The 26,572-nt window shown below is 61.9% G+C and carries 24 protein-coding genes and 3 pseudogenes; 15 read left to right on the top strand and 12 right to left on the bottom strand.

Annotated elements, in window-relative coordinates; all coding sequences use genetic code 11:
* Positions 1-26 precede the first annotated feature (26 nt).
* A complete protein-coding gene (locus Pla108_RS06820) occupies positions 27-1,640 on the bottom strand; it encodes an ArnT family glycosyltransferase (protein ID WP_197526304.1) in 1,614 nt (537 codons plus the stop codon).
* A 512-nt stretch (positions 1,641-2,152) separates the two neighbouring features.
* Between Pla108_RS06820 and Pla108_RS21595 the strand changes: the two genes are divergently transcribed.
* From Pla108_RS21595 to Pla108_RS06790, 7 genes are all read left to right on the top strand, one after another.
* Entirely contained in the window at positions 2,153-2,242 is a 90-nt protein-coding gene (locus Pla108_RS21595; RefSeq protein WP_390615310.1) for a transposase, read from the top strand.
* Positions 2,243-2,673: 431 nt separating this feature from the next.
* On the top strand, positions 2,674-3,474 hold the full coding sequence (locus tag Pla108_RS06815; protein WP_146444113.1) for an IS5 family transposase: 801 nt from the start codon (positions 2,674-2,676) through the stop codon (positions 3,472-3,474).
* 377 nt (positions 3,475-3,851) lie between these two features.
* Complete coding sequence (locus Pla108_RS06810; protein WP_146444112.1) at positions 3,852-4,763, top strand: DoxX family protein; 912 nt, start codon at positions 3,852-3,854, stop codon at positions 4,761-4,763.
* Complete coding sequence (locus Pla108_RS06805; protein ID WP_231934310.1) at positions 4,760-5,635, top strand: glycosyltransferase family 2 protein; 876 nt, start codon at positions 4,760-4,762, stop codon at positions 5,633-5,635. The genes Pla108_RS06810 and Pla108_RS06805 overlap by 4 nt, the downstream gene beginning before the upstream one ends.
* A 101-nt stretch (positions 5,636-5,736) precedes the next feature.
* Positions 5,737-6,084, top strand: a complete 348-nt coding sequence (locus tag Pla108_RS06800; protein WP_146444111.1) for a hypothetical protein — start codon at positions 5,737-5,739, stop codon at positions 6,082-6,084.
* A 2-nt stretch (positions 6,085-6,086) separates the two neighbouring features.
* Complete coding sequence (locus Pla108_RS06795) at positions 6,087-7,034, top strand: carboxylesterase family protein (protein WP_146444110.1); 948 nt, start codon at positions 6,087-6,089, stop codon at positions 7,032-7,034.
* Positions 7,035-7,082: 48 nt separating this feature from the next.
* Positions 7,083-7,991, top strand: a complete 909-nt coding sequence (locus Pla108_RS06790) for a DUF1559 family PulG-like putative transporter (protein WP_146444109.1) — start codon at positions 7,083-7,085, stop codon at positions 7,989-7,991.
* A gap of 21 nt (positions 7,992-8,012) precedes the next feature.
* On the opposite strand, the pseudogene Pla108_RS21230 reads toward Pla108_RS06790, so the two are convergent.
* Positions 8,013-8,219, bottom strand: a pseudogene (locus Pla108_RS21230) (transposase); the annotation flags it as partial.
* An 83-nt stretch (positions 8,220-8,302) separates the two neighbouring features.
* On the opposite strand from Pla108_RS21230, the gene tnpA reads away from it, so the two are divergent.
* The 3 genes from tnpA to tnpC all read left to right on the top strand — a co-directional run bounded on the left by tnpA (position 8,303) and on the right by tnpC (position 10,557).
* Positions 8,303-8,512: an IS66 family insertion sequence element accessory protein TnpA gene (gene tnpA / locus Pla108_RS06780; protein WP_146444108.1), complete on the top strand. Its 210-nt coding sequence runs from the start codon at positions 8,303-8,305 to the stop codon at positions 8,510-8,512.
* Between the two features lie 122 nt (positions 8,513-8,634).
* Positions 8,635-8,964 (top strand): IS66 family insertion sequence element accessory protein TnpB, encoded by a 330-nt coding sequence (gene tnpB / locus Pla108_RS06775; protein ID WP_146444107.1) that lies wholly within the window; start codon positions 8,635-8,637, stop codon positions 8,962-8,964.
* A gap of 42 nt (positions 8,965-9,006) precedes the next feature.
* The gene (tnpC, locus tag Pla108_RS06770) at positions 9,007-10,557 is read left to right on the top strand and encodes an IS66 family transposase (protein WP_146444106.1); all 1,551 of its coding nucleotides are present in this window, start codon (positions 9,007-9,009) and stop codon (positions 10,555-10,557) included.
* Here tnpC and Pla108_RS06765 read toward each other — a convergent pair.
* The 4 genes from Pla108_RS06765 to Pla108_RS21590 form a co-directional block, all read right to left on the bottom strand.
* Positions 10,548-11,003, bottom strand: coding sequence for a hypothetical protein (locus Pla108_RS06765; protein WP_146444105.1), 456 nt, complete (start codon positions 11,001-11,003; stop codon positions 10,548-10,550). The two genes, tnpC and Pla108_RS06765, sit on opposite strands and share 10 nt — an antisense overlap.
* Positions 11,004-11,335: 332 nt before the next feature.
* A complete protein-coding gene (locus Pla108_RS06755; protein WP_146444104.1) occupies positions 11,336-12,748 on the bottom strand; it encodes an IS4 family transposase in 1,413 nt (470 codons plus the stop codon).
* Positions 12,749-12,875: 127 nt separating this feature from the next.
* Positions 12,876-13,133, bottom strand: coding sequence for a MafI family immunity protein (locus tag Pla108_RS06750; RefSeq protein ID WP_146444103.1), 258 nt, complete (start codon positions 13,131-13,133; stop codon positions 12,876-12,878).
* Positions 13,134-13,145: 12 nt separating this feature from the next.
* Entirely contained in the window at positions 13,146-13,418 is a 273-nt protein-coding gene (locus Pla108_RS21590; protein ID WP_390615422.1) for an EndoU domain-containing protein, read from the bottom strand.
* Positions 13,419-13,469: 51 nt separating this feature from the next.
* On the opposite strand from Pla108_RS21590, the pseudogene Pla108_RS21225 reads away from it, so the two are divergent.
* From Pla108_RS21225 to Pla108_RS06730, 3 genes and pseudogenes are all read left to right on the top strand, one after another.
* Positions 13,470-13,607 (top strand): annotated as a pseudogene (locus tag Pla108_RS21225) (transposase); the annotation flags it as partial.
* A gap of 45 nt (positions 13,608-13,652) precedes the next feature.
* A pseudogene (locus Pla108_RS21220) lies at positions 13,653-14,631 on the top strand (IS256 family transposase); the annotation flags it as partial.
* 535 nt (positions 14,632-15,166) lie between these two features.
* Positions 15,167-15,907, top strand: a complete 741-nt coding sequence (locus Pla108_RS06730) for a class I SAM-dependent methyltransferase (protein ID WP_146444100.1) — start codon at positions 15,167-15,169, stop codon at positions 15,905-15,907.
* Between the two features lie 102 nt (positions 15,908-16,009).
* Here Pla108_RS06730 and Pla108_RS06725 read toward each other — a convergent pair whose 3' ends face one another.
* From Pla108_RS06725 to Pla108_RS06710, 4 genes are all read right to left on the bottom strand, one after another.
* Positions 16,010-16,564, bottom strand: coding sequence for a dihydrofolate reductase family protein (locus Pla108_RS06725; protein ID WP_146444099.1), 555 nt, complete (start codon positions 16,562-16,564; stop codon positions 16,010-16,012).
* A gap of 520 nt (positions 16,565-17,084) precedes the next feature.
* Positions 17,085-18,275 carry a hypothetical protein gene (locus Pla108_RS06720; protein WP_197526303.1) on the bottom strand — a complete coding sequence of 397 codons (1,191 nt, stop codon included), beginning with the start codon at positions 18,273-18,275 and terminating at the stop codon, positions 17,085-17,087.
* Between the two features lie 21 nt (positions 18,276-18,296).
* On the bottom strand, positions 18,297-19,925 hold the full coding sequence (locus Pla108_RS06715) for a hypothetical protein (RefSeq protein WP_146444097.1): 1,629 nt from the start codon (positions 19,923-19,925) through the stop codon (positions 18,297-18,299).
* 473 nt (positions 19,926-20,398) lie between these two features.
* Entirely contained in the window at positions 20,399-21,844 is a 1,446-nt protein-coding gene (locus Pla108_RS06710) for a DEAD/DEAH box helicase (RefSeq protein WP_146444096.1), read from the bottom strand.
* Positions 21,845-22,522: 678 nt separating this feature from the next.
* Between Pla108_RS06710 and Pla108_RS06705 the strand changes: the two genes are divergently transcribed.
* Entirely contained in the window at positions 22,523-23,356 is an 834-nt protein-coding gene (locus Pla108_RS06705) for a hypothetical protein (protein ID WP_146444095.1), read from the top strand.
* Here Pla108_RS06705 and Pla108_RS06700 read toward each other — a convergent pair.
* The gene (locus tag Pla108_RS06700) at positions 23,353-24,072 is read right to left on the bottom strand and encodes a 4'-phosphopantetheinyl transferase family protein (RefSeq protein ID WP_146444094.1); all 720 of its coding nucleotides are present in this window, start codon (positions 24,070-24,072) and stop codon (positions 23,353-23,355) included. The two genes, Pla108_RS06705 and Pla108_RS06700, sit on opposite strands and share 4 nt — an antisense overlap.
* A gap of 175 nt (positions 24,073-24,247) precedes the next feature.
* On the opposite strand from Pla108_RS06700, the gene Pla108_RS06695 reads away from it, so the two are divergent.
* Entirely contained in the window at positions 24,248-25,465 is a 1,218-nt protein-coding gene (locus Pla108_RS06695) for a baeRF3 domain-containing protein (RefSeq protein ID WP_146444093.1), read from the top strand.
* Positions 25,466-25,486: 21 nt separating this feature from the next.
* On the opposite strand, the gene Pla108_RS06690 is transcribed toward Pla108_RS06695, so the two are convergent.
* Entirely contained in the window at positions 25,487-26,407 is a 921-nt protein-coding gene (locus Pla108_RS06690; RefSeq protein ID WP_146444092.1) for a hydroxypyruvate isomerase family protein, read from the bottom strand.
* Between the last annotated feature and the right edge of the window lie 165 nt (positions 26,408-26,572).

The following is a 26,572-nucleotide window of genomic DNA, read 5'->3' as shown; positions in this document are numbered from 1 at the left end:
TGTGGTCATTGCAGGGCATAGAAGCTCTAACGGCTAAACTGTTGCGTCGACGTCTCGACATTTCTCGGTATGACAGCGTTATAGCGACTGATGGCGTATGTGACGCATTTGTCAGCAGACTGAGTCGTAAGAAAAGATAGTGCGCCGTCGTAGATCGGATGCTTGGCACCTCTGCTGTCGTAGACGAACCCATTCGCGCCTCTTTCGTAGTTCCGACTGATGTAGAGCGGCGATTTGGGCAGCAGGGGCCATTGGGGCCGACCGAAGCTGTCTAAGACATCTGCGTTCACTGTTAGCGCAGGCCCATAAACTAACGCTGGATTAAATGAGCTGACGCAGAGGGCATTCGCGTGCTCGCGTTCAGCCTCGAGCTCAGCCGCCAGGTAGGTGAGATCTTGGCCCCAGTCTAGATTGCTGCCGAGGAGATGGTTCGCGCCATTTAGTGGACCGCCGGCAAACTCATTGAAAAAGCTTAGGCTATGCGGAAAAATCCAGCAACTGCTTGTTACCAACCACGCGGCAAGCACCATCAAGGTGAAGGCAGGTACGACGCGGGTCGAGCTCGCAGTCGAGCGAAAACTTAAGTGAGAGGTCGTGCCGGATTGCGAGACGTCGATGAAGGAGGTTAGCCTGCCGGTCCATATAAACAAAAATGGCAATGCCGGAAGCACATATCGAGTGTGCTCATTTATTCCGGTCTTGAGGCTTGCCGTAAAGAAAATGACGATTGCTGGAAGTAATAATATAAGCTCGCGATTCTTTGGAAAACCGAATGCAGACCGCCTAATTAAGCAACCCAGGGAATCTGCAATGCATAGCATAATTAGCAAGATCGTTGAGGCAGGCTCTTTGACAAGAAGAGCGTAGCCATAGTAATAAAACCACCCTGTTTTGCTCCAAGTTCCAGCAAGATAAAACGGTCGGCCATAATGCTCGAAGTCCCTCTGCTGCAGATCGATGCCCAGCGCATAGTCCCGTGGTAAGGGCAAGGGGAGCGCACCAAGCCATGTGTTCCGAAACCGATTGCCGGGCTCGGGAACATCGACGAGCGAGGATTGGGGGATTTGGATCGGAACGTCGTGTGTTTGTCTAGAGAGCAATGCGCTTACGAACGTTAGCGTGCCTAGCCTTTGGAATGACCCGCTAAAACCGTAGGCGGAGTTCAATACGGCGACTCCAAGGACCATCCGCAGTAGCAACATGCTCGCTTCGCGTGCCCAGCGTCTTGCATTCATCTGGTTCCTAGAGTTCCACCTGTACACAACCCAAACCAAAGGCCAGATAGGGTATAAGAGAAGGAGAGTGGTCTTCGATAGTTCCGCTACTCCAAGTACGGCGCCAGCGAGTAGTGTCCCCGACCACGTCGGGTTAATGAGCCATCGCCAAAATGTGTAGTTAGCTGCGACACCAAGTGCTGCGCAATGCGCGTCAGGCGTGATCAGTGCACCGTGGCCAAGAATACTGGGATCGAAACACCAAAGAAGGCAAGCGAGCAAGCCCGCCGGACGGCCGTACAGGTCTTTCCCCCAAAGGTAGCAGATTATTGCACCTATCCAACTGAACGGTATGCACGCGCAACGTGCAATCGAGATCAAGTAATGCGAGCGTTGCCCGTTGGCGGCTACGAAGTCGGCACCCATCGACTGGGCGGGGCGAGCTCCGGGGCCATCGTAGAATCCCGACCAGTCGCATTCATACCCAGTGGCGATTACCGGCAGCGAGGCAACGAGTCGGACCAGCGGTGGGTTCACACGATAAAGGGCGAAATGCCCGAACTCCCAATGGCTGAGCCCAGCGACTAAATGAGCGGGCTCATTTAGGGTCGGGCTGTGAACGCAAGCTGAGTATATTAGCATCGCAGAGTGCACCAGAATCGCAGCCGCAACGACCCCACGTGCAATTCGAGGCCGATTTAATATGAGGAGGAGGAGCCTGCTATAGCTGCGAGCGACGCCGGTCATGTCTGACATGTTGTGAGTGGCGTTATTTGACGAGACGCATAGCCGACACAGGAGTTTTAGAAGTTCGGGGAAAAGAAGTGCCGTCACGCTTACGTGCAGAGCTTCTTTGGACCCGGTCTTATAGCACGCTTAATTTAAGGTTGGCCTCTGTCAGTGTTTGCGTTGGAAAGGCTTTCAACCAGTAGGCCGAAATGGCCCGGAAATCGATTGTTGAGATTACCGACGAGCAGTGGAAACGGGTTGAGCCCCTGCTGCTGAAGCCCGATCTGGGGTGCGGGTAGGCGGACAACCGGGCTTGCTTGGAAGGCTCCTTCTGGGTGCTGCGGACTGGCGCTAATTGAAGGGACTTACCCAACCTGTACCCATCGCCCAGGCACTTGTTGGAGACGGTTATACGAGTGGGACGCTGAGGGGGTCCTGGAGGGAGGACATCTGGACGGCCTTGCTAGAGTCGCTCGTCGAGCAGGGCCTATTGGAATGGGAAGAGTTCTTCATCGACGGGACGTTCCCCCCGGCAAGAAAAGGGGCCTCAAAGTTGGAAAGACCGAACGCGGAAAGGGTACGAAGCTGGTGGAAGTGGCGGATAGTCAGGGTGTTTTGCTCGCATGCCACGCCATGTCTGCTAACCTCGTAGAGGGGCCTTGCTGAACTAATCGACGAAGCGGCGTAGATCGGCCCGGACGGAGTCTCTCTTTCTCTGACGGAGCGAACGATGGCCGCTAGCAAGGCGAAGAAGAAGTCGCACCGGGTGACGAACTGGCGGGAGTACAACGAGTCGTTGGTCCGCCGGGGCGACATCACGTTCTGGTTCAGCGTCGAGGTGCTCGCCGCTTGGGATCACGACAATCCTGAGGCCCGTCGAGGCCATCCGTTCATTTACAGCGACTTGGCGATCGAGACGCTGCGGACCCTGCGAGAACTTTTCCGCTTGCCCTACCGCCAGACCGAAGGACTGGACCGGGCGTTGGCGAAGCTGATGGGCGTTGAGGTGGCGATCCCGCACCACACCAGCCTCGTGAAGCGAGCCGCCAAGCTCGACATCGACACCGAATTGACTAACGTGAAAGGCCCGATCGACGTGGTCGTCCATAGCACGGGTCTGCAGGTCTTCGGCGAAGGCGAGTGGAAGGTGCGTCAGCACGGCGTGGGCAAGCGTCGCGATTGGCGAAAGGTCCACTTCGCGGTCGATCCCGACTCGCACGCGATCCTCGCGGAGTTGATGACCGACTCGCGGACGCACGACGCCACCGCGGCGAAGCCGCTGTTGAAGCGGGTCGATCAAGAGAATCGAGACCTTCTACGGCGACGGGGCTGTAGCGCAAACGATCAGCCAAGCGTCTTCTCCGGAGCGGGCCTGCCCCATCTATCTCCCCAAAGCCGCCGCTTTCTACCGGGTCCCCAGCGTGGTGTCAAGAAAATATCGGCCGAGCTATGCCGATGGGGCGCCCCTCCGCGACAGCCGGTGTCAGAAGCTTGTCACCGGTGCGGGAAAAGGCGGGCCTGCTGTCGTTGAGAAGGGGAAAAGAGTAGTTGCTTTGGTTTGGCGTCTTCGGATAGATATAATGGCCCCCAGGCTAATCTTGATCGCGGGCGTCCCCATCCGATGGATGAAATAACTCCCGCTTGCCGGCCTCCTGCCGTAGCGAGAGAGGAGGTGGTTCCAATTTGGCAGCTTGCTCCCGCAATCGAATTTGTCTGCTGGGTGGTTGTTGGCTTGGCTCCCATGCTCTACCTCGTTAACGGTCCTCCTGTAACGTCGGACCAAGCCGTGGTTCAGATAACCCTAGTGTCATTGGCGGCGATTGGTGGCGTCTCGATGCGAGTGGTCAACATCAGACACTCGCAGCAGTGGAGAGAGTTGATTGCAGCAAATGCTGAGGAGAAGGAGGTATGAACGCCCGTAGTGAAAGCCAGGAATCACTACTATGCCGCATTCATGCTGGCGACTATGTACGGGTGGCACTTGGCGTTCTGTTGATTGTAGCCGCCTTCGCGAAAGGGCTTTCGGCAGCCGATTCAGCGACAGCCGTCCTCCAAGGTTGGCCGCCAGTCCTGCAGCTAGTCGTCGTTGAGGCCGAGCTGGCGTTTGGCATACTGCTCGTCCTTGGAATGCAGCGAAGGCTCACCCACTATGTCGCTTTGGCGGTCTTCACGGTGTTTGCGGTGATCGCTCTGCGAAGTGTCGCTTCTGGGACGGCGTCCTGCGGCTGCTTTGGGGCGATCGCGGTCGATCCAAGGTTGACACTGCTTATCGACCTTGTAGCTGTCTTTGCCTTGGTCGCTACCCGGCCGACTGGTGATCGGATCGCCAACTCCAGTTCGGCAGGCAACCGGACCGCCATTGGTGCTACTGCCGCCGCGATCCTTGTAGGAGCCCCATTGGGATTCGCTAAGCTGAGCTTTGCTCCGGCTCGTGGTATCGACGCTGCCGCCTCCGCAAAGGAGTTCGTCTTGCTAGAGCCTGAGGGTTGGGTAGGTAATGAGCTGCCTTTGCTTGGCGTACTGAAGGGCACCCAGGATCTGGCAAACGGTCAGTGGACATTGCTACTGCATCACCACGGTTGCCCCGATTGTGAGCGGGTGCGACCCAGTTACGAGGACCGCCTTAGCCAAGGAGAGAAGGTGCTGCTCGTTGAGACCCCGCCATTTTCTTCCGTGCTCAGTCCAAACCAACTCGGCCATACCCAACTGCCGGATGATCGTGAATGGTTTGTCCAGACGCCCGTTGAGATTGTCGCCCGTGATGGGGTCGTCGTATCCGTTAATCGTGAGTTCTCGGAAGCACGGGAGGCTCACTTGTGAACGCTATATCGCAAGAAGGTACTCTTGAAGGCGAGAGTCGCAATCAACGTTTTACGCCTGGCCCCTTGTCAGTCGTCGTGCCTGCCTACAACGAACACCAAACGATCACCCAGGTTGTCGATCGATTGCTCAAGTTGGAGGTTGTCGGCGAAGTCATCGTTGTCGATGACGGTTCCGCTGAAGCGACAAGGCAAGCACTTACCCAACTCTCGACGGACGGGCGAGTGCGGGTGCTCCATCACCACCAAAATCGTGGCAAAGGGGCCGCACTGCGGTCGGGATTCGCCGCAAGCACAGGCCAAGTTGTCGCAGTCCAGGACGCCGATTTTGAATACCGCCCCGAGGACCTTCCTAGTATCATCCAGCCAATCCTCTCCGGAGAGGCGGATGTCGTCTACGGGTCCCGCGAACTAGGAAGTCGGTATCATGGCAGCCCTTGGTTACGCAAGGCTGCCAATCGATCGCTGACGTGGCTATCGAATCGGATGACCGGCCTCAATCTTTCTGACATGGAAACTGGATGCAAGGCGTTCTCGCGTGAAGTTGTTGACACGTTGACAATCGAAGAGGACCGTTTTGGCGTCGAGCCAGAGCTGACCGCCAAAGTGGCCGCGATGGGGTGCCGCGTCACCGAGAAGCCGATCAGCTACCTTCCACGCAGCTACCAAGAGGGCAAGAAAATCGGCGTTCGAGACGGGCTGAGAGCGGTCTGGTGCATCGCACTTTACTCACGGCGACGAAGTGCAAGGCGTGCTCCGGCCTATGGCGAATTGACCGGCCAAGACGAGCAGACCCCGTCGCATCTTCGCATGAATGGGTTTTCAGTGCGGCAGATTTTTTCAATAAGGATCGGAAGGACACGCTGGAGATAGCATTTGGCGATGCGATTCTTACGCCTCCGCCAAGACCGACAAGCTACCGGTATTCACCCACGAATCCTGGATGAGAACTCCTTTTAGTAAGGTCTTGAATCATGCGAAAGCTGTATGCAGGTAGGCTGGGGTTTGCGTGGCTCGAATTGCTACTTGCATTAGCGATCGTTTCGCTCCTGCTGCAGCTGTTCAATGTCTCCGCAACACGGTTGTATACAGCCATGGACATGAGAACCTGGAGCGGAGGAGTATGGTTCCTCGCCTTCGCGCTGGTTTTCGTAGTGCTCTGCGGCGTCCGATTTGGTCCGGAAGTGGCAAAGGGGTTTGTTGCTCAAGATAGGAAGTTTAAGTTGACTGTATCCGAAGAGAAAATGAGGAAGCGGAAGGAGTATGAGAAGGAGCGGGCGCTATATGAACGTATGAACGAAGCTCGCAAACGACAGAGCTGAACATGACCGCGGCAATAGTCTTACTGTTTGGCGTCGTTGGTGCTATGGATAACGTGTTTTACGCCGAGAAGGAAGTAATCGATCAATTTGACGAAATTGTAGTACATATAGACGATATAGAGTACGACTCATTCCGGTGCCAACTTCACCGGCCGGTTCGGATCGTTGCAGGGCGTCGATACCCGCTGGTGCTTTGGCTCCATGGCGCAAACGAAGGAGGGAAAGATAACGAACAGCAGCTACGTTGGATGGAGCTCGTCTTTGAGGCTCGGCCGCCCTCAAAACAAGACTATTACGTCCTCGCGCTCCAATGTCCATCTGATGACACCCCTTGGTTCCTGGACGATGTGAACGATGACGAGTTGGTAAGAGATGGCGTGCCTGCTGAGATGCTGGAATACGCTATGCTTGCTCTTGATTGGACGCTGTCCAACGAGCCGATTGATGCCGACCGGGTTTACGCAGCCGGGGTCTCTAGCGGCGGGACGGCGTGCTGGGAACTGGGCATCCGGCGCCCAAACCAATTCGCGGCAATCCTCCCGATGGCCTCCAGTGGGAGTGATTGGTCGCGGATTGCCGCCATGAAAAGCACCCCTGTTTGGGCGTTCCATTCGCTACGCGACAAGCTGTCGTACGAGGGCGTGCAGCGTACAGTGCAGCGGCTACAAGACCTTGGAGGCTGCGCTAAACTTACCTTGGTAAACAACGCCGACCATGGCATCAAGAGTGTGCTCCACGAGCACGACTGCTGGACAGGCGCCATTATTTATTACGACGCCCTTGGATGGTTGTTTTCACAACGAAGGGGGGCGATTTTTGCGAGATCCGCAGGATTCCGGCCCTGGCCTTGGTGGAACTGGGTGGTTCTGGGCGGGGCCGTGGGGCTGTGCTGTGCCGCCTGGCGATTCGAGAATAGGCGAAGGGCAATGTCGTCACATCAAGAGCGATAGAGATAACTTCTGCGGACCGGTCTATAAGCAAACTGAGGAGTCCAGTTCATGCGCATCATTCGCAGCACGGGCGTGTCGGTAATCGAATTGCTAATCGTTATCTCGATAATAGGGATGCTGCTCTCGCTGCTTCTCCCAGCAGTCCAGTCCAGCCGGGAATCGGCTCGCAAGGTGGATTGCCTGAGCCGGTCTCGTCAACTTGGGCTTGCCATCCAGCAGTACCATGGGGCAACCAACGAGCTCCCTCCAAGTCGGATAAGCGACCGGTATCTCACCTGGGCTGCCCTGGTGCTTCCGTACTTGGAGCAGCAGACGATCTACGACCAGATGGATCCGATGCGGGTTTTTTCGGTTCAGTCCGATCAAGTACGGCTAACCCCTATTGAAGCCTTCCTGTGTCCGACGCGTTCGCACGATAGTCTAGTCAGCAATGTGCGAAAAGTTCCGGGCATCGTTGGTGATTACGCTGCGGTCACGAGCACTTTCTTGCTGACTGGCAATGACGGGAGGTACTTTGATGGATCATTGATTGTGGCTGACTCTACGCCGCATGAGCGATACCCACGTAGCACCCTTTCCAACTGGAAATCGCGGACGCACTTTAAAGACATCACGGATGGCACGTCCAAGACATTCCTACTGGGCGAGGGGAGCCTGTGGATGATTCAACGCACGGCTCTTTACGACGGCAACTATAATACCGGAGCGTTTCTAGGTGACGACGATTACCCAGAAGAGTATCTTGATATTGCTCCGCGCATTCTGCCTCATCCGATCGCCGAGTCCGAGTCCCAGCCTAAAGCCTGCATCGGCAGCGCCCATCCCGACACCGTGACGATGACGATGGTTGATGGGAGTGTTAGGCCGGTACGGAAGGATGTGGACATTAAGGTGCTAGAAAGCCTTGTGACGAGGGCTGGTGGAGAGACGACGAGCCTCACCGACGTGGACAATTGAATTGTTTTTTAACGGGCGGATTCAAACTTCAATAGCGGCGCATTTTTTGTTGAAGACTTCGCTTGGGGTGCGGTAGCCGAGGCTTTTTCGAGGTCGGTCGTTCAGTAGTTGCTCCGCCCGAGCCACCCGGCGGGGGCTGATCCGAGCGAAGTCAGTGCCTTTTGGAAAGAACTGCCTGAGCAGCCCGTTCGTGTTTTCATTCAAGCCACGTTGCCACGAGGCGTACGGTTGGTGTGCGTTCCGCGAAACGCATCTTCTTGTCTGGCAGCTAGCGGGTCAAGCTTTGACTTTCTCGCTTTCGGAGGGAGATCATGGCGAACACTCAGCGGAATGCGGAGAAGGAGCGGCACTGGCGTCAGGTGATCGGTCGGCACGCTTCGAGCGGGCTATCAGTGCGGGAATTCTGCCAGCGTGAGCGGCTGACCGAATCGGCGTTCTACGCCTGGCGGCGTACGATCGGCGAGCGGGACGGTGAGACCACGGAGGCGCCGTCTTTCGTGCCGATGGTGGTGACCGATTAAGGGACGAGTGAATCGTCAATCGCCATTGAGCTGAGCGGTGGTCACGTGCTGCGTCTACCGGCTTCGACTCCGGCCGCTTGGGTCGCGGAGTTGGTGCTTGGCTTGGAAGGCGGGGCTGTCCGATGATTGCGGCCGACTTGGCGAACACGCAGGTGTGGGTGGCGACGACGCCGATCGACATGCGGAAGTCGTTCGACGGCATGGCCGAAGTCGTCCGCTCGTTCCTTGGCCACGACCCGCTGTCGGGCAGCTTGTTCGTGTTCCGTAACAAGGGCGGGCACCTGGTGAAGGTGCTGTGGTGGGACCGCGACGGGCTGGCGATCTATTACAAGCGGCTGGAACGCGGCGAGTTCCGCTGGCCGCGGTCGAACCACGTCGCCGTCGAGATCACGCGTGACCAGCTGTTGCGGCTGCTGTCGGGGCTCGACGTGAAGAAGCGATCCGCGGCTTGATTGCGGTAGCGCGATGATTCGGCGACCGGTAGAATCACGTGCATGGCCACGGTCGATGAACTGCCGAACGATGTGGAAGCCCTCAAGCGAATCATCATCGAGCAGCAGGAACGCCATCAGGCAGAGATCGCTGCCGCCGTTGACGAGGCCGTGAAGGCGGCGGTCGCCGCGATCTTGCGTCGCTATTACGGGCCTCGCAGCGAGAGCTTCGACCCGCGGCAGCTCTTCTTGTTCGGCCAGCAGGTCGTCGATTCGCCGCTCGATATGGCGAGCGTTGAAGAAGAAGTAGGCGAGCCGCTCACGACTCGTCGCCCGCGTCACAAGCACGGCCGGCAGCAGTTGCCAGAGCATCTCGAACGCATCGAGATCGAACACGACCTCGACGACAAGGCGTGCCCCGCATGCGGCTGCGAGCGGTGCCGGATCGGTGCGGAGATCAGCGAGCAGCTCGAATACTTTCCGGCCAGCTTAAAGGTCTTGCGGCACGTGCGTTACAAGTACGCTTGCGAGAAGTGCGACCACGATGGCTACAACCCGAACATCGCCACGGCGGCCAAGCCGCCGCAGCCGATCGACAAGGGCCTGCCGGGACCGAGCCTGCTGGCGTACGTCATTGCCAGCAAGCTGGGCGACCACCTGCCGCTGTATCGGCTGGAGCGGATCTTCGAGCGGCAGCAGGTGCATATCGCCCGCAGCACGATGTGTGCGTGGATGCGGCACGCGGGCGAACTGGTCCAGCCGCTGATTGAGTTGATGACCGAGCGGGTTCGCAATTCACAGGCGATCCACACGGACGACACGGTCGTGCCGATCCAGAGCCCCGGTTCCAAGCAGTGCCGCAAGGGCCGCGTCTGGTGCTACCTGGGCGACGCGGCCCACCCCTACACCGTGTACGACTACACGCCGAATCGCTCTCGCGACGGCCCGGCCAAGTGGCTTTCGGGCTACGAGGGCTACCTGCAAGCCGACGCCTACGGCGGTTACGACGGCGTTTATCATTCGCAGAACGTGACCGAGGTCGCTTGCTGGGCGCACGCGCGGCGGAAGTTCTACGACGCGCAGGACTCCGACGAGCGGCGTGCTCGGCAGGCGCTTACGCTGATCGCCGAACTGTACGCCGTCGAGCGCGAAGCGAAGGACGCCGACGAGGCTGCGCGACTCGCGCTACGCCAAGATCGCAGCGTGCCGGTGCTCGATCGCATCAAGCGATGGCTCGACGCCGAGCAAGAGGTCGTGCTGCCCCGCAGCCCGATGGCCACGGCGATCACCTACGCCCAGAACCAGTGGCAGGCGCTCACGACGTACGCGACGCAGGGCTTCCTCAACATCGACAACAACGCCAGCGAGCGGGCGCTGAAGCGCGTGGCCCTCGGCCGCAAGAACTGGCTCTTCGCCGGCAACGACGCCGCGGCCGAGAACCACGCACGGCTTTGGTCGCTCATCGCCAGCTGCGAGCGACACAAGATCGATCCGCAGCGTTATCTCACCAGCGTGCTAGCCAAGATCGGCTCGACGCCGAAGGAGGAACTCGGGCAGTTCCTGCCCGACGCATGGAAGGCCGAGGACGCGGCGGAGCCGATGGATCAATCTTGATCGCCGCAGCCAATCGTCCGACTCGCTGCCGATGGGGTGTCGGCAAGCTTCACGAGCTGGAAAGCACCGTTGCCGCTTTCGCTCACCTTAATCGATACCACGTTGCCAACTTTGTAGTTGGAGAGTTCGAGGACGTACCGCGACAGCACCGCCATCGTTTCTTCAACGTCGGGAATCTGACGACCCGTATCGACAAGCTTGGCGAATAGGTCGTTGGCGGATATCTGTCGGCCAACAAAGACCATCATCGCGTACTCGACAACACGCCTCGACTTCAGATCGAAGAAGTAAACTCGTCCATTCTCGACAACCGGGACGACGAACCCGCCGCCACGCCCTTCGGGATTCGAAGGGTCGAATGACGTCAGCAGCTTCTTCGCGGTTGGCTTTGCTTCACTCATCTTCTCACCACTCCCATGGACGATAGTATCTGTGGTGAGTGTCATGCAGGTCAATTCCTTGCAGCCGCATGTTTGACGGAAGATCGTCGCCACCAATCGACAACGGCTTGATGTGGTCGATCTCGTAGCCGGGAGGCCGCCGCCCTTCTCGCAGCCACGGCTTCATCCACGAAGGCGTCCGGTAGTCATCCGCCAGAGACTTCAAGTACTGGCGAGCCACCGCTTGGCTTCGTGTGGAACCCGTAACGATCCCGTTGGCTTCCTTGTAGATCCTCCATGCGTTCGCCGCCTCAGCCCGACTCGCAAACTGGCCGGCTGTACCTGACTGGAACTGGTTCCACGTCCTGTAAGCCGGCCCGCCTGTGGTCCGCGGACTTTCAATTACCCACAAATCTTTTGCCGATTTCAACTCCGAGGTGGATATCGGTCAGTCGCGACAGCCCTCGCCAAATTACTATGTTGCCCGGCGGTCCGTCGCTTTTGCGGGCGAGGTAGCCGCCGAGCTTGGCGACGACGATCAGATAGTGGGCAACGTTCTTCAGAGGCGGTTGTTCCGGATCGCCGGAGATGTGATTCATGATCGCGATTTCCGTCTCGGTGAACACCTTGTCGGCTGAGGATTTGGGATTGGTTCGGTTGACCATCGTTAGCCAGAACACTCTCCACGCGATGATGCAGAAGACGGCGATCAGGTTCGTCAGCCGCTCGGCCGTGCGGAGCCTGGCGTCTTCGGCACGGCAGCCCGACTTGAGCACCTTGTGGAACGTCTCGATCTTCCACCGCTGGGCGTACCAACCCAGCTTCTCGACGGCCGCATCAAGGCTTTCGACGGGTAGGTCAGTGAGGAGCTTCCAGCAGATGGCCTTGCGTCCCTCGGGCTTGCCGCGTTCCCAGGCGTGAATCACCGTCAGCGACAACGGCGGGTACTTCTTGTGCTTGCCGATTGGCGGGTGCACCGTCATCGGGCTGAACCGCAGCTGCAGTTCGACCTCGATCGGCCGGCCCTTGGCGTCGAGGACCTCGACGACGTGCGTCCCCTGAATCGGCTCGCGCTCCATCTTCCGGGCGATCGTCGTCGCGCCCGTGCCGGCGCGTCGATCGACACACGTCCGCACGAGGAAGTGCGTCTGCTGCTCCTTCGCAAGGCAGAACAACTCGTAGATGTCGCTCTCTCGGTCGCCGATGTGAACCAAGCGGTCGGGGCTGGCCAGCCGCGTCGACTGCTCGAGATTCTCCAGCCAGCGGACGCTCTCCTTCTCTTCAATCGGGATCCGTGTGGTGTTGACCGAGTGCTTGCCGCCGGCGACACCACCCTTGAGCGCGTTGGTCCCTTTGAACTTCTTGCGGGTCCAGAACTTGATCGCCGTCAGCCCCAGAGGCTTGCCCGCCGTGGTGACCGCTAGGCTGGAGTGCATCAGCAGCCCGCACTTGGTGATCGGCTTCTGGCCGATCCGACTGGCCGGCAGCGTGCGTGTCTTACCGATCGCCTCGGGCCGCTCGCGCTGGAAACTGAACTCGGTCGTGTCGTGCAGAACCAAGATCGGCCCCTTAGCCATCGCCATCCGCGACTTCGTCGCCGCAAAGTGGCCGGCGAGGAGGATGCTCTCATCGACGCGCGGGTTGTCAAAGAACCGATAGGCAGCCTTCGTCGCGGCCCAGTCCTGGCACGCCGAGGGGAGCGTCGCGCCGATCTTCTCGCCCAGGCAGCCGAGCACTCGAACGAATCGTGCTTTCAGCCGCTGGTCGGGAAACTCGCAACCCTCCACCTCGCGTTCGACCCAGCCCTCCATGGCCCCGGCCCTCCGCAATCCATGATGTCAGCAAGCAACGCTCGCTTTCACGATCGAGGTTAGCCTCGACCGTATCTCCCGGCTATGCGAAGTTGTGGGTAATTGAAAGGTCCGCGGAACGGACACATCACTCGTGGCTAGCTAAGGCCTGCCAATAGTTCTCATCGATGCCCATCAAGTGACCAACGGCGGCAATCTGCTGCAGGCGTACTGTATCGACGGCAACGTCGTACTCGTAGAGCTGCGTACAGAGGTTCTCTAATGCAATGCCAGGCTCCCCGGCTTTCGTGAGCTCCTGCATCTCGGCGACTTGAGCGGCCGGCAACTCCCGCTCAAAACCAACGATGATTGCAACGAGCTCGTCTTCGATTGCTTGCATGTCCATGCCAAATTCACCTCAATACTGCGGATGAGCCGTAATAATGCCTTCACCGGCGGGTTCAATCACGACCTTAATCTTCACCCCACCCCGTTCACCAATAACATACCACCGCGTCGGCTTGCCAGACTTTGTGAACATGGCCCCGGGCTTGCCCGTCTGTTGAATCCAAGTTAGCGAGGGATCAGTGGCAATATCGGACACTTCGTGCATGATGCGACTGCCATCCCATTCCTTGGGGAAAGGAGTCTTGCCCGGTTTTCCAGGCCAAAGGTGGCTGCGATAGCCCAGTACTTTCGGACAGCGGCGGGGCCGGGATAATGGCCCTTCAGGAGGTCCGAGATGAGCGAACCGAGGAAGCGTCGTTCGTACGACGAGGCGTTCAAGCGAGAAGCGGTGCGTCTGGTGGTCGAAGAGAACTATTCGCTCGCCCGTGCGGCCGAGGCGGTGGGGGTGAGCGAGCAGTCGCTGCGTGAGTGGCGGAAGAAGCTCGGCCCGCCGATCGAGCCGTGCGGCGAGGACGCCAAGGGAGTCTCCAGCGGCGACTTCACCGACGCCCTGCAGGCGATCCTCGGCACCGGCTGCCCGGGCCTCTCGGCGTCGACCGTCACGCGGCTCAAGGGCGTGTGGGAGCAGGAGTACAACGCGTGGAGCAAGCGTTCGCTGGAGGGCAAGGAGTACGTCTACGTCTGGGCCGACGGCATCCACACGAACATCCGCCTGGAAGAAGACCGCCAGTGCCTGCTGGTGCTGATGGGGGCTACGAAAGAGGGCAAGAAGGAGCTGATCGCCATGACCGACGGCCACCGCGAGAGCGCCGAGAGTTGGCGTGAGCTGCTGCTGGCCTACCTCCGCAAGGCGAAGAGCGTCGAGGAGTTGATCCCGTACCTGTACCTCAAGGGAGTCTCCAGCGGCGACTTCACCGACGCCCTACGTGAAGCGTCGCGGCCTCTCGGCTGAGCCGAAGCTGGCCGTGGGGGACGGCGCCCTCGGCTTCTGGAAGGCCCTCCGCGAGGTCTTCCCCAACACCCGAGAGCAGCGGTGCTGGGTCCACAAGACGGCTAACGTCTTGGACAAGCTCCCCAAGGGGAAGCAGCCCAAGGCCAAGCGGATGATCCACGACATCTGGCAGGCGGAGACGCGCGAGGAAGCGGGCGCCGCTTTCGACGCATTCGTCGAGGACTACGAGCTGAAGCACCCCAAGGCGGTCGAGTGCCTCGTGAAGGACCGGGACGAGCTGCTGGCGTTCTACGACTTCCCGGCCGAGCACTGGAGGCATCTGAGAACGACCAACCCGATCGAGAGTACGTTCGCGACGATCCGCCTGCGTCACAAGCGGACCAAGGGCTGCGGAAGCCGCCTCGCCTCGCTGACGATGATGTTCAAGCTGGCCGAGTCGGCCGCCAAGCGATGGCGATCACTCAACGGCAGCGAGCGGCTGCCCGACGTGCTCCGAGGAACCCGATTCCAAGACGGACTCCCTCTCCAAGAAACCGCCGCCTGATTCAACCGCCGTCCACAACTCTTGACGATATCTCAAGTAAGAGGCCATCCTTGCACTGCTGCTGATACAGGATTGCGGTAGTGGTGCGGGTTGTCCAGACACTGTTTTCAATACTGTTTTCAGTGCGACTAGGTGCGTATCTGTGCACCCTGTCTAGACGCCTTGATCAACGAATATCCCTTTGATACAAAGTGTTTTCGTGATTTCGATCACGTTCGCAACTCCGCCGAAACCAGCCTGGGGGTCAAAAGGTCGCAGGTTCGAATCCTGTCGGCCCGACTTTCTTTTTCGGGTTTCTCCCGCAGGACTCCGCCCCGGATGTCGGTGCGTCGTCGGATGTCGGTGCGTCTCGGAGGGTTTCCTGAGGCGTCCGTTCATCACGAGGGCGTCGAGCCCCGAGAAGCAGCTTTCTTCCCGGACCGTGGATTGCCGCAGCACTCCGGCCGGTGTGCTCCTCAAGACACGCTCGGTTGGCTAGGCTGCTCGGACCACTCAGAGAGCGGCGCGCTGGCGTCACGGCAACGCAGAGGCGGCGATGACATCCCCCACCCGGCTTGAGGCGGCCCTCCTTGATGCGGGCCTCGTCGAGACGCTCTTTTTAAAAGAGGCGTCGTGGTCCGAGGGGCATGGGGCGTCGCCGGGATTTCTCGGCGGCGGGATTCTCTACTACGCCCTGCCGTACGCCTTCCGCGCCCGCCGCTGTGTCTGCATAGGGTCGGGCGGGGGCTTCGTCCCGCGGATGATGCGTCAGGCGCAGCGCGACTTGCTAGCTCAAGCGGTCGCTCTAGGAGCCGACCCGGAGGGATACGAAACGCATCTCATCGACGCCAACCTCCCCGAGAGCGGGTGGGGGAGCCCGCAGTGGCTCGACGACGACTCGTTCTTCCGCCAGCAATTCCCCGACGTGATCGTCCATCTACGGCGCTCGCAGGAGGTTCTGCCCACCTTCGCCGCCGGCTCGGTCGACTACCTCCACATCGATGGTGACCACAGCTACGAGGGCTGCAAGAGCGACTTCGAGCGCGGCCTGCCGCTCCTGGCCGAGCACGGAGTGATGACGCTGCACGACACATCGCTACACCTCCAAGAAAAGGTGTGCGGCGTCCACCGCGTGGTCGCCGAGTTGCGCGCGTCGCGCCGGTTTGACGTCGTCGATCTGCCGTTCATCGGCCGCGGCGTCGCGATCGTCCGGCCGAGAGGCCGCGACGTCGGGATGCTGGCGAACCTCAAGATGTCGCTACGCCGCATCCTCGGAACGATAAGAACCGGACGCTAACGCGTCGCGGCTGATCACGGCGCGCCATCAGCCGCAGGGCGTTAGCCCCCGGTTGTATGTGTACGGGCTTGAGCCGAGCGAGCTAGCTCGGAGCCGCAGGCGTCACGCACGAACAACGTCGTAGCGCAGCTCGGCGAACGAGGCGCCGATCTGGCGGACGGAGACCAGCCGCAGCGGCGGGTTGGTGTGGCGTCGCGGGAAGAGCGGTTCTCCTTTGCCGAGCGTTACGGAGCCGACCTGGACGATGATCTCGTCCAAGAGGCCCGCGTCGAAGAACTGGCCCGCCAGTTCGCCGCCGCCCACGACCCACAGGTTCTTGCCGCCGGCTGCCTTCGCCATTGCAGCGTGCACCGGCCGCACGTCCCCTTGGACGAAGCGGAGGTCGGCGCCCGCGAACCTCGGCAGCTCACGGCTCGTGAAGACCCACACCGGCTGCGAGTACGGCCACGCCGAGCCGGTCTGCTCGGCGACCTTATCGACGTTCCGCAGCAGCCACTCGTAGGTCGCCGACCCCATCGCCAGGGCGCCGACCGCGGCGATGAACTCCGGGTAGCTCGTCTCCTCGGGGTCGCCGAGCGGGAAGAGCCAGTCGACCGAGTCGTCCTCGGTGGCGATGAAGCCATCGAGGCTCGTCGCGGTGTAGTACTGGGTCTTCATAGGGGCATTGTAGGGTCCGCTGCGCGGACCGTGGTGAGCGGTTGGAAAGAGAAACCCACTCGCGACGGTGAATCCAACGAACGGTCCGCCCAGCGGACCCTACGGGGCGATTGTCGGTGGCCAAAAGCAAGTGATAAGCCGGAGGAAAGGCTGGAAAAGACGGCCCCCGCTGAGCGCTCCGCAGCCATCGCCTCGTGCGTCGCAACGCGAATCGATGGATGGACGCATGAACACGCCGGCGCTCGCTACGCGGCCGCCTAAGGCCCTTAAACGGGACGCCTGGACCAGCGAGGTTAAAGTAACCCGCCGGCATGCCGTGAGGTCCCCCTCTTCAAGCCAAGAGCGAGCGTGGCTGGGGTCGACTTCCCGAAGAGCTGTGGGACAAAATTCGGCTGCATGCCGTGTGGCTCGCTTGCGAGTCCTCTATCCCCGGCTCTCTCTCTTTAGGCGGGCGCCAACTCGTCTACGCCGAATATTGAGGTGGATCGCGCGCACAATTTTGGCTGAGGTGCGTTGCACTTCAGCGCGTACGAACTCGCAACCGGCGGCTTCCGGTCAATGCCGCCAATCCTAGAGCCGCCAAAGTGACGCATTGAGGTTCGGGGACCAGCCAGCCACGTAATACCACGGGCGTCGGCTGCCCCCACACGTCGAGGGAAAATTCGTACATTACATTGGCTGGATCGTCGGTAGTGACTTGGGCGATCGGCACCGTCACGTATCCGAGTGGCCACTCATAACCGATGGGAAAAGTAGGGCGAGGCACAAAGGTGAAACTGGCGACGAGGGAGCTGGAATCGTCAACAGTATTTGAATCCATGACTTCTCGTACGAAGCCTCGGTTGAACAGAAAATGCGAATCCAGCGACCTTTGATCATCAGAGACATCGGATTGAAAAACTGTCTTCTCCTGGCCGTCGGATTGGTACATGGCTCCATTGAATTCTGCGCTGATGCGCACTCTGGGAGACGTGGTCTGAAGGCTGAGCATGGCCGTGTAAGTCCGATGCCCGGGGAGCCCTTCAGCAGGGACCGATGTGATCGACACTTGGACATCGCCGAAAACGGAATATGGAATACATGTGAGGCAATCCGTTACATCATCAAGAGATCCACCAAAGTCCAGTCCACCTTGCCCGTTGTCGATCTGGAGGTTGATAGCTACATCGGCGGGGTTGTTTGTAACGATCACGGCGAAGGGAAACGGGTTCGGCCGATTCAATGCTTCCAAGCCGGAGATTCTACCCGTCAGCAGCGTGTTGGATTCGGCAACGCCTGCCGAAACAACCTCACGCGAATTGAAAAGAAACTGTGAGTCGCGGTTGATGATTGCATCGGAGGTATAGACGAGAATGTTGTTGTCCGCGAATATGGTGCTCAGTCCGAACGGGGTGTTTTGCCACATTTCCCCAGTAAACGTCGCGTCAAAACCGCGGAACACTTCATCGCCGACCGTTTCATAGCTCAATGTGATCATCCGATAGTCCGGATAACTAAAACTGACAGGTTCGGAGTAAGAGTAGAGATTCCCCCCCTGAGCGAACGACCCCAACAAGCCGACCAGGGCCGCCATTACAATCAGTGTGTGCTGCATTCTCTTAGACTGCGATGATATGGTGGCCGGGTGCCATGCCCACGCCCTAGCGTGGGCATGCGAACTGTCAAGCGACTTCTCCGTGACGCACATGCCCACGCCGACGCGCGTGGGCATGGCACCCATCCTACACGACGGTCACGCCTCCGCGCCTCGCAACCCCGCCAGCTTCTGCCGCAGCGTCGCGACTTGGCGTTCTAACTCGTTCTGCTCAATCCGCACGCGATCGAGAATCGTCTCGCTCGCGCGCTTGATCGACTCGGCTGGCTTGCCGATCTTTTCGAGGCCTTGGGCTGTCTTCTCGATCGCGTTGATGGAGCGGTCGATCGCTTCGACGTCGATGTCCTCCACCGCGTCGCCGCGGTGCTGTTCGACGACACAGGCGCGGGCGATCTCGATCGCCGCCAGCAGGTAAGGGTCGGTCGACGGGTCCTCGGCGTCCCAGACGACCAACAGGTCTTGGCCGTAACGGGCGAGGGGCTTGGCCGCCTCGGGCGCCGTCTGTCGGCTCCAAACGAACACGCCGAAATCGGCGCCGCGGTTCTTGCGGGCCGTCTCGAGCTCGTCGATTGCGCTGGCCGTCGAGTAGCCACGGGCCTCCTTCGCCTCGAAGACGATGCGGGCGCCGGGCGCCGGCGTCTCGGGGCCGAGCCGTAGGACGGCGTCGCCCACCTTGCAGTTCTTCACGAGGCCGGTTGTCGCCCCGGTCGCCTCGCAGAGGTCGCCGCGTTGCTCCGCCTGATTGGCCAGGTAGGCCAGGACGGCGCCCTCGAACTCGTGGCCGTGCTCGGGGCTGACGGCGGCCGACTCGCGTTTCTGGACCAGCTTGGCGAGCGTGACGCTCACCTCTTCCTGGAACTTGGCGTTCGAGTCGACGTGCGCGCTGAGGATCGTCAGCAGCTCGCGTTTCAGCCGCGACAGTCCCGAGTCGTCGTTGTCGAGTGAGAATTCGCTGCTGATGGTGCGCTGCGCGCGATCGACATTCCGCACCAACCGGCTGAGGGCCGAGTCCTCTTTGTCGAGCGAGAACTCTTTGACGACGTTGTCGATCTTGTCGCCGAGCCCCTTCTGGAGGTCGCCATGCTTGCCGGCGAGCTCGTCCACCAGCCGCCGCAAGGCGCTGTCGGGGACGTCGAGCGAGAACTCACGCAGCACGTGCTCGCGCTGCGCGCGGAGCTGTTCGTCGACCGTCTTCTGGAGGCGGCAGAGCAGGCCGCTCGATTGCTCGGGGTCGAGCTGCCGCATCAGCGGGCTCTCGCGGCCGAGTTGCGTTGAGAGGAGCCGGGCGAGCGGCGAGCCGTCGCCGTGCAGCTGCGAACGGAGCAGCGTGGCGAGCTCGCCGTCGTTGCCGACGAGGCGCTCGACCCGTTCGGAGAGGCGGCCACTCTTGGGGTCGAAGTACTCTTTAAGGACCGTGGCGGTCTGCTTTTGGGCGTGGTCGGCGTGGGCGTTCAGCGCGTCCTTCAGTTGCGACAAGAGCTGCTCGCCGGCAGACTTCACCTGCTCGGTGTCGATCCGGCTCGAGGCGTGCCGCAACGCGGCGACGCCGATCCGCAGGGCGTCAGCGGCGAACTCGTCGCGGGCGCGGCCTTCGGGCAGCGCCCAGAGAGCGTCGATCACGGCCGGGTCGCGGAGGTCGAGCTCGAGCCGCAGCAGCGGGGGGGCCTCGCCGGGGGTCCAGGCGTAGGAGCCGTCGTCGAGGGCGGTGTCGTCGGCGTCGTCCACTTGGCTGCCAAAGGAAAAGGCGTGCTGGGCTTCTTGCGGCATCGATCGGGCTCCGTGCGGTGGCAGGCATTGGGGTGGCAATGCGTACAGCGGTTCACTATCGCGGGGAGCGGCCCGCGAAGCAACCGGCAAGCGACCCCTTTGGCGAGCCGGCGACGTGAGTCGTCGGAGTACGAAGAGGTGAACCACGAAGACACAAAGGGCACGAAGGCCCCCTGCGTGGCGCCAACCGTGACGGCTGGGCAAACTACGAAAGCGACGAGCGCCAAATCCCCCTCCCTTTCAGGGAGGGGTGAGGGGAGGGTTTACGCGATCAGGACAGGAGAGTTTCCCTGTGATCGATCGGTCCAGCGACTCGGGACAGGACGACCGAGTACGCTGAGCGCGAAGACCCTCCCCTGGCCCCTCCCTTTCAGGGAGGGGGAATAGAAAAAGCCCCGGCGGGGCGACGGCGTTTCGGCGAACCGATTGGCAGTCGCCCCGGTCGGGGCTTCGTCTTTATGAGATCGTTCGACTCAGACCGCGGCGCGATGCCGCTTCTTCTTGGCGCCAGAGGCCTTCGCGCCGGCGGGACGAGCGGTCGCCGTGGCGCCGCCGCCTGAACGGTTGCCACCGGAGCTGCCCGATCCGCCCGAAGGCTTCGCCTTGCGCGGACGGCGGGGCTTGCCGCTGGTCTGCAGCTTGACCGGGCCACGCGGGCCGGCCTGACGGCCACGACCGCCACCACCACCGCCCTTCTTCTTCAGCGGGCCATTGTTGACCGGCTCGGTCGGCTCGAAGCCGGTGATCGTCGGTTCGACGGGGATCGACATCTTCATCAGCCGCTCGATCTGCCGCAGCAGGCCGCGCTCGTCGCCACAGCAGAACGAAACCGCCGACCCCTCGGCGCCAGCGCGGGCCGTGCGGCCGATGCGGTGGACGTAGGTCTCGGCGACTTCGGGGAGGTCGAAGTTGACGATGTGCGTCACGTTGTTGATGTCGAGGCCGCGGGCGGCGATGTCGGTCGCGACCAACACCGGCGGGTTCTTGCCCTTGAACTGGGCGAGCGCGCGGTTGCGGGCGCCCTGGCTCTTGTTGCCGTGGATCGCCGACGCCTCGAAGCCCTTCACCTCGAGGTGCTTGACGATCTTGTCGGCGCCATGCTTGGTGCGGCTGAACACCAGCGTCCGGCCGCGCGGCGTGTCGCCGAGGAAGCGGACCAGCAAGTCGAGCTTGCGGTTGCGGTCAACCAGGTAAGTCGACTGGGCGATCCGGTCGGCGGGGGTCGAGACAGCGGCCACCTCGACCGAGGCGGGACGAGTGAGCCATTCCTGGGCCAGCTCGCGGATCGCGTCCGGCATCGTGGCCGAGAACATCAGCGTCTGGCGACGTGCGGGGACCTTCTTAACGATCCGCTTTAGGTCGGGCAGGAAGCCCATGTCGAGCATCTGGTCCGCCTCGTCGAAGACGAGAATCTCGACCTTCGAGAGGTCGATGTGACCCTGGTTCATTAGGTCGAGCAGTCGGCCCGGCGTGGCGATCAGGGCGTCGACGCCGTGGCGGAGCGCCTTCACCTGGTTGAACTGCGAGACGCCGCCAAAGACGATCGTGTTCCGCAGCGCGGTGTGCTTGCCATAGCGGTCGAGGCTGGCGCCGATCTGGGCGGCCAACTCGCGCGTCGGCGAGAGGACCAACGCCCGGATGGGACGCGGCTTGGGGCGCGAGCCCTTGGGGTGGGGCGGCCGCTTCGGCTGGCGCTGCTCGTTCTGCTCGCTCTCGGGGAGCGAGCGGATCAGCAGGTCGAGCATCGGCAGCGTGAACGCGGCGGTCTTGCCGGTGCCGGTCTGCGCGCAGCCAATCAGGTCGCGGCCTTCGAGCACGATCGGGATCGCCTTGGCCTGGATCGGGGTGGCGATCTCGTAGCCGAGGTCGGCGACGGCGCGGGAGAACGGTTCGGCGAGGCCGAGGTCAGAAAACTTCATCGAAAAAATGCCTGGGGAGGGAGGCTCCCCCAGCGCAGCCGGAGCGCAGTGCTCGGCAGTCGAAGGGAAAGCGGTTGCCTGTTTGACGGCCGGCGGGAGGCGTCACGCGACGCCGGGGGAGCGCTGCCCGAGCACGGTGGATACCGGCAATGGGCGGCGGCGGCCGCAAGGGGCAAGAGAATCAATCGCGGTCGAGAGCCAGGAAACCGGGGGGCAGGTGGGGCCGCTGTGTCGCCAGGACCAAGAAGGTCAGGACTAACAGAGGTAACGCCCGGGCCGGGTCGCCGCTTTCTTCGATTTTTGAATGACCACAACCGGGGGAAAAGCCCGCCGGAAGGTCTCACACCTTGTACTTGTGGGAACAGCGTACCACACGGGAGCGGGGTCACCTAGGCGGAATCCGGGCAGGAGGGGCGGGTTGCTAGCGGCCGCAGGGGATAGGAGGGATGCTGGCGATAGGGAGGATTGCCAGCCCGTCGGGCAGCGAGCCGGGAGACGTCAGTCCCCGGAGGAACCCCGCCGATTCGTCCGAATACGAGACCGTGAAAACTCCGGAGACTGACGTCTCCCGGCTCTTTGTAGGACGGCGCCGCAAACGGCATGGAGTCGATCCGGCGCCGCTGCTAAGCTCCGCGGCCCCGTCACCGCCCCCCTAAGCGTCCTCCCAGGGAACGCCCGATGCTCCTTCGCCTCGCTGCTGTTGTTCTGTCGCTCACCGCTGTCGCCGCCGCCCGCGCGCAAGCGCCCGAGGGGTTCGAGCTGACCGCCATCGAGCAGGCCTACCTCGACCAGGTGCTCGGCCAGTGGGAGACCCAATCGGGCCAGATCGAGACCTTCAGCTGTGACTTCACCCAGCTGGTCTACGACAACGTCTTCGGCCCCGGCAACGACGAGAGCGGCCAGCCGATCGCCAAGAGCGAGGGCTACGGCGCCGTCAGCTACCAGAGGCCCGACAAGGGGAGCTTCCACGTGAAGGAGCTCCTCACTTGGGACGCCAAGGAGCGCAAGCGGGTCGCCAACCCGAACGTCGTCGGCGAGCACTGGGTCTGCGACGGCGAGAGCGTCTTCGAGTACAAGCAAGAACAGAAGCAGCTCGTGGTTCGGCCGATCCCGCCCGAGATGCAAGGCAAGAACATCGCCGACGGCCCGCTGCCGTTCCTCTTCGGCGCCGAGGCGGACAAGCTCAAGGCCCGATACTGGCTGCGCGTTGACCCGCGTGCGCCGACCGGTTCGATCTGGCTGGCGGCGATGCCCAAACGCCAACAAGACGCTGCCAACTACCGCTCGGTCGAATTGATGCTCGACTCGCAACGGATGCTGCCGACGGCAATGCGCGTCACGGCGCCCGACAACAGTCAGACGACCTACACGTTCAAGCTCGCCGAGGCGTCGATCAACAGCCGGATGACCTCGCTGTGGAACAGCCTGTTCGCCGCGCCGAAGACGCCGTGGGGTTGGACACGGATCGTCGAAGAGCCGCAGACGGCGGCGGCGCCGGTCGAGCGCCGCTAGCATGGCGTGAGGTTTGGGGCTTGAGGGATGAGGGTCGGCGGGGAGGTCTCGATCGCTGTGGCCAGCGCCGCGGCGTGAGCCGAATCGATCTCTAGCGGCGTGACCCAACACGCCTCGATGCCGAGCTCGTTCGCGGGCAGGCCCGTCACCCAGCCGCCGCGTGGATCGGCGGGCGTCAGCGTCCGGGGGAGCGACTCGCCTACGCCCAGGCCGACGAGCTTGAGCGCCGCCTCTTTCATCGTCCAGACGCCGAAGAACGCGGCCAGCGGGTCGGTGGCGGCGGCGAGCCGCGCGACTTCTTCGGGGTGGAACCACCGCTCGGCGAGCCCCAGAGCGTTCTTCATCGGCCGGACCCGCTCGACATCGACGCCCACCGGCTCGCCGGCGATGGCGCAGATCGCCAGGTCGCCGGTGTGCGCGAGGTTGAAGTGCAGACTTCCATCGCCGACGAGCGCCGGCTTGCCCGCCTTGCCATAGCAAAACGCGAGCGTCTGCGGTGGCGCTCCGGCAAGCTCACCGAGCGATCGACGGAGCTCGCCCCGGCCGAGAACGAAGCGCCGGCGGACGTCTTCTCGGGAGAACGCCGTTGCGCGGGCACGCTCCTCCTCGCTCAGCAGTTGCTGGGCTTGGGCGACGCGCTGCGAGTCGGCGTCGAGACGCCAGGTGAGGACTCGGCACGGCGGCGACGCCGGCGGCCCCGTTGAGGTCGGATGCATGGCGACTCGGTTGGACGATGGTCGGCCTGGACGCTGATCAACCAGCCTGGGGCTTCAACGTGAAGAACTTGGCCGTCCGCGGCCCAAGGCGCGGAAGTTGCCCCAACGTCTTTACCGCGCGACATCAGTCGTTCTTGAATGCACTATGCGAACCGACCAACGGAGAATCCAGCCCATGAACGCTAGCTTAACGATCAAAGAGGCCGCAAAGGTCTCTCGTGACGAACTCGAGTCGCTAAGCCAGCGAACGGAGCGCGGGTGCGTGTCCCTCTCGATGCCGACCCACCCGGGCAGCCGAGAGCGACGCCAAGACCCCATCCGTCTCCGCGGCTTGGCCGATGAAGCAGGCGAGAGTCTTTCCGAGCAGGGCGTCTCGACGAGCGACGTGCGAGCCCTTCGTGAACGGCTGCACACGCTTGGGGGCGACAATGAGGTCGACGGGCAGGAGTTCTGGGGCCGTGTCGGCGCCGGTCTGGCGATCTTAGCGACCACTGACGAGATGCACGTCTACAGCCTCCGCAACCAACCGGGCGAGATGGCTCGGGTCGGGCGGCGCTTCGATCTTCGGCCCCTTCTGACGGACATCCAACACGACGCGCGCTACGCACTCGTGGCTGTCAGCCGAGGAGACCTCCGCTACTTTGAGGGCGACTCGAGCGGCCTGAGCGAGGTCAACCTGGAAGACGCCCCGGGGTCGCTCTACGCCGTCCACGAGAAGGCCCACCAGAAAGGCTTCGCATTGCATTCCTTCAATCGAGGGGCCTCTGGCAACCATGCGGCGGCCGTTCCTCATGGACACGTCGACAAGGACGATGCCGAGGCCGTCAAACGCTACTTGGGCGAGATCGCCGCCGCTTTGGAGGAGGAGGCTTCGGACCATGCCGATTCCGCCGCCAAGCGGGCGGTCGTGTTCGCCGGCGTTCCGGAGCACTTTCATCTCTTCCGCGAGGCGGCCGAAAGTTGTTCCTTGGCGCTCGTCGAAGAGCCTGTCGCGATCGCGCCGGATCACTCCACCGCCGAGGAACTGCACCAGTTGGCTTGGCCTCTCATCGACGCCCGGCTCACCAAAACCTCGGAGAAGGTCCTTAGCCGTTGGCGGAGCGCCGCCCACACCGAGGTCGCAACGTCCGACATCGAGGAGGTCATGAAGGCGGCGCACGACGGGCGAATCGAGACGCTGCTGGTGGCCGCCGACGCCCAGCTCGAGGGCGCCTACGACCCCGAAACACGGCGGGTTAGCGAGCGCGCCTCCGACTCGGAACGCGACGACCTTGTCGCCGCCGCCATCGCCGCGACGCTGCAGACGGGTGGGCAGACACGCGTCGTGCCGCGCGACGACTTCGAGCTACCGCCATCGGGGCTCGCGGCGATCCTCCGTTACGCGGCGCCCTAAGGATTCGAACGACGCTTCGGTTCAGAAGTCGTCCGCCGCACGGTAAGCGGCCAGCAGCGCCTCGTCCCCTTCGACGCCGCTGAGGCTCTTGCCGTGCTCCATGCCGATGATGCCGTCAAAACCCTTCGAGTGGATGTACTTGAAGACGTTGCGGTAGTTGATCTCGCCGGTGCCCGGCTCGTTACGGCCCGGGTTGTCCCCCGACTGGAAGTAACCGATCTCGTCCCACGCCATCGCCATGTTGGGGATGAGATTCCCCTCCTGGATCTGCTGGTGGTAGATGTCGAAGAGGATCTTGCACGACGGGCTGTCGACCGCGCGGCAGATCTCGTACGCCTGCGGGATCTTGTTGAGGAAGAGCCCCGGGTGGTTCGCCCACCAGTTGAGCGGCTCCAGGACCATCACGAGGTCGTGCGGCTCGAGCACCTCGGCGCAGCGACGCAGGAGGTCGACGCACTTGGCGGTCTGGTACCCCGGCTCGAGCCCGTTGTTGAACGCGCCGGGGACAACGGTCATCCACTTGGCGTTCACCCGCTTGGCGACCTCGACCGACGCCTTCACTTGCTCGACCGCCTCGTCACGGAGCTTCTTGTCGCTGCCGGTGAACGACACCTTGCCGAACGCGCCAATGCCGTAGGCAACGAACACGCCCATGCGGATATTGAGTCGCTGCATCGCGTCGGCCAGGCGCTGCTGTTCCTCGACCGGGAAGCTCGCCATCTGATTCTCTTCCCAGTCGCGGAAGCCGACCGAGGCGGCGTACTCGAGCTGCGCCACGCGGTCCTTGCCGGCGAAATTCTCGAACAGGCCGAAGTGTGGCGCGTAGCCAAGCTTGAACGGCTGCGGCTCGTCCCCAGCGGCGTCATCCGCAGCAATGGCGTTCGAGAGGGTCGAAGCAGCGGCGGCGGCCCCGGCGGCGGTCAAGAAGTCGCGGCGTTTCATCGGTGCGGTCCGGGGGGTGAGGAGGACGGGAAGAGGGCGGGAAGACGCCCATCATAATCACCGGAACCGGCAGGTCGTAAGGTTGCGGGAGGGGTCTCCGACCCCGATAGCGGTCGACGCGGAGGGCCACGGAGTGGCGTGCGTCATCGGGGTCGGAGACCCCTC

Origin of the sequence: Botrimarina colliarenosi, from assembly GCF_007859955.1 — a bacterium.
In the GTDB taxonomy this organism is placed as follows: domain Bacteria; phylum Planctomycetota; class Planctomycetia; order Pirellulales; family Lacipirellulaceae; genus Botrimarina; species Botrimarina colliarenosi.
This window is presented reverse-complemented; position numbering and strand designations above follow the sequence as displayed.

What these genes read in the sequence shown, in the direction of transcription:
- Pla108_RS06820 (WP_197526304.1), bottom strand. Translation starts at nt 1,640, where the DNA reads ATGGGTGCCGACTTCGTAGCCGCCAACGGGCAACGCTCGCATTACTTG.
- Pla108_RS21595 (WP_390615310.1), top strand. Translation starts at nt 2,153, where the DNA reads ATGGCCCGGAAATCGATTGTTGAGATTACCGACGAGCAGTGGAAACGG.
- Pla108_RS06815 (WP_146444113.1), top strand. Translation starts at nt 2,674, where the DNA reads ATGGCCGCTAGCAAGGCGAAGAAGAAGTCGCACCGGGTGACGAACTGG.
- Pla108_RS06810 (WP_146444112.1), top strand. Translation starts at nt 3,852, where the DNA reads ATGAACGCCCGTAGTGAAAGCCAGGAATCACTACTATGCCGCATTCAT.
- Pla108_RS06800 (WP_146444111.1), top strand. Translation starts at nt 5,737, where the DNA reads ATGCGAAAGCTGTATGCAGGTAGGCTGGGGTTTGCGTGGCTCGAATTG.
- Pla108_RS06795 (WP_146444110.1), top strand. Translation starts at nt 6,087, where the DNA reads ATGACCGCGGCAATAGTCTTACTGTTTGGCGTCGTTGGTGCTATGGAT.
- Pla108_RS06790 (WP_146444109.1), top strand. Translation starts at nt 7,083, where the DNA reads ATGCGCATCATTCGCAGCACGGGCGTGTCGGTAATCGAATTGCTAATC.
- tnpA (WP_146444108.1), top strand. Translation starts at nt 8,303, where the DNA reads ATGGCGAACACTCAGCGGAATGCGGAGAAGGAGCGGCACTGGCGTCAG.
- tnpB (WP_146444107.1), top strand. Translation starts at nt 8,635, where the DNA reads ATGATTGCGGCCGACTTGGCGAACACGCAGGTGTGGGTGGCGACGACG.
- tnpC (WP_146444106.1), top strand. Translation starts at nt 9,007, where the DNA reads ATGGCCACGGTCGATGAACTGCCGAACGATGTGGAAGCCCTCAAGCGA.
- Pla108_RS06765 (WP_146444105.1), bottom strand. Translation starts at nt 11,003, where the DNA reads ATGACACTCACCACAGATACTATCGTCCATGGGAGTGGTGAGAAGATG.
- Pla108_RS06755 (WP_146444104.1), bottom strand. Translation starts at nt 12,748, where the DNA reads ATGGAGGGCTGGGTCGAACGCGAGGTGGAGGGTTGCGAGTTTCCCGAC.
- Pla108_RS06750 (WP_146444103.1), bottom strand. Translation starts at nt 13,133, where the DNA reads ATGGACATGCAAGCAATCGAAGACGAGCTCGTTGCAATCATCGTTGGT.
- Pla108_RS06730 (WP_146444100.1), top strand. Translation starts at nt 15,167, where the DNA reads ATGACATCCCCCACCCGGCTTGAGGCGGCCCTCCTTGATGCGGGCCTC.
- Pla108_RS06725 (WP_146444099.1), bottom strand. Translation starts at nt 16,564, where the DNA reads ATGAAGACCCAGTACTACACCGCGACGAGCCTCGATGGCTTCATCGCC.
- Pla108_RS06720 (WP_197526303.1), bottom strand. Translation starts at nt 18,275, where the DNA reads ATGCCCACGCGCGTCGGCGTGGGCATGTGCGTCACGGAGAAGTCGCTT.
- Pla108_RS06715 (WP_146444097.1), bottom strand. Translation starts at nt 19,925, where the DNA reads ATGCCGCAAGAAGCCCAGCACGCCTTTTCCTTTGGCAGCCAAGTGGAC.
- Pla108_RS06710 (WP_146444096.1), bottom strand. Translation starts at nt 21,844, where the DNA reads ATGAAGTTTTCTGACCTCGGCCTCGCCGAACCGTTCTCCCGCGCCGTC.
- Pla108_RS06705 (WP_146444095.1), top strand. Translation starts at nt 22,523, where the DNA reads ATGCTCCTTCGCCTCGCTGCTGTTGTTCTGTCGCTCACCGCTGTCGCC.
- Pla108_RS06700 (WP_146444094.1), bottom strand. Translation starts at nt 24,072, where the DNA reads ATGCATCCGACCTCAACGGGGCCGCCGGCGTCGCCGCCGTGCCGAGTC.
- Pla108_RS06695 (WP_146444093.1), top strand. Translation starts at nt 24,248, where the DNA reads ATGAACGCTAGCTTAACGATCAAAGAGGCCGCAAAGGTCTCTCGTGAC.
- Pla108_RS06690 (WP_146444092.1), bottom strand. Translation starts at nt 26,407, where the DNA reads ATGAAACGCCGCGACTTCTTGACCGCCGCCGGGGCCGCCGCCGCTGCT.